The organism is Arthrobacter sp. Br18 (assembly GCF_000520555.1).
GTDB lineage: Bacteria > Actinomycetota > Actinomycetes > Actinomycetales > Micrococcaceae > Arthrobacter_D.
The window spans coordinates 10042-11285 of sequence record NZ_KI914888.1; the positions used below are offsets into that span (position 1 = coordinate 10042).

The 1244-nt window shown below is 66.9% G+C and carries 1 protein-coding gene and 1 pseudogene; one reads left to right on the forward strand and one right to left on the reverse strand.

The window, feature by feature from the left end; genetic code table 11:
• Positions 1 to 52: 52 nt before the first annotated feature.
• Positions 53 to 754, reverse strand: a complete 702-nt coding sequence (locus tag Y704_RS0115080; protein WP_026550736.1) for a FadR/GntR family transcriptional regulator — start codon at positions 752 to 754, stop codon at positions 53 to 55.
• A 124-nt stretch (positions 755 to 878) separates the two neighbouring features.
• Between Y704_RS0115080 and Y704_RS0115085 the strand changes: the two are divergent.
• Positions 879 to 1244, forward strand: a pseudogene (locus tag Y704_RS0115085) (hypothetical protein); the annotation flags it as partial.

Here is a 1244-nt window from a genome sequence, read left to right on the forward strand (position 1 = left end):
TTGATCCGGTGCGCCCGTCGTTTTCGAAAACGATGTCCGACCGGCGAACCACCTACTTCAGCAGCGCCACGTCGGAGACCAGCTCGATGTGCTTCTGCATGGCCTCGGCCGCCGCCGACGCGTCCTGGTCCCGGATCGCCAGGGCGATGACCCGGTGTGATTCCAGGGACTGTTCCGGCCGGCCGGGCTGTGCCAGGGATTCGAGCCGGGTTTCCAGCACCATTTCCCCGATGAAGGCCATCAACTGCGCCATTACCGGGGAGTGGGCCGCGGCCGTCACCGACTGGTGGAACTTCTCGTCCCCGCGCGCGCCGCGGTCGCCGTCGTCGATCTCCGCCTGCATCGTCCCGAGGGCGGCCTCGATAGCCGTCAGGTCCTGCTCCGTACGCCGTTCGGCGGCGAGGGAGGCAAGCCGCACCTCAAGGGTGCTGCGGGCCTCCACGATGTCCGGAAGCCGGCTCTGATGCTCGCGCAACCCCTTGATGACGGCGGCAATACTCGGGCGGTGGCGCAGCACCGCTCCGGTTCCATGCTGGACGTCGATGACACCGAGGACTTCCAGGGCGACCAGGGCCTGTGCCAGGGTGGCCCGCGAAACCCCGAGCCGCTCCGCCAGCTCACGTTCGGCAGGCAGCAGGTCTCCCGGCCCGAGCTTCGAGGATTCGATGTGGCGGAGCAACTGCTCCACGAGCTGCTCGTACAGCCGCGGGCGCGCGATGCGCCCGAGCGCTCCAGGGACCGGCGAATCCGGCATGAGGACCTCCAGGTGGTCGGTGTCAACAGGGCGCGGCCGGTTGACAAGCCACCGCGCTCTCCTAGAGTCTAGTCCAGTGAGCCTGTAATCCACCTCACATCTAAACGTCCGCTGGAGGATAAAGATGTCCGCTCCACTGCTCTCGATCATCATCCTTGCGGCGATGTTCCTGATCGCCACACTGCTGCCCATCAATATGGGTGCCCTCGCCTTCGTCGGCGCGTTCCTGCTCGGAGCCGTGGTCCTGGGCATGGAGACCGACGACATCATTGCCGAGTTCCCCGGCGGGCTCTTCCTCACCCTCGTCGGCGTCACCTATCTGTTCGCCATCGCGCAGAACAACGGGACCATCGACCTGCTGGTGCAGGGCGCCGTGAAGCTCGTCCGCAACCGCGTGGCGCTGATTCCCTGGGTCATGTTCTTCATCACCGCCGCCATCACCGCGGTGGGCGCGCTCGGCCCGGCGGCGGTCGCCATCATGGCGCCCGTC

What these genes read in the sequence shown, in the direction of transcription:
- Y704_RS0115080 (WP_026550736.1), bottom strand. Translation starts at nt 754, where the DNA reads ATGCCGGATTCGCCGGTCCCTGGAGCGCTCGGGCGCATCGCGCGCCCG.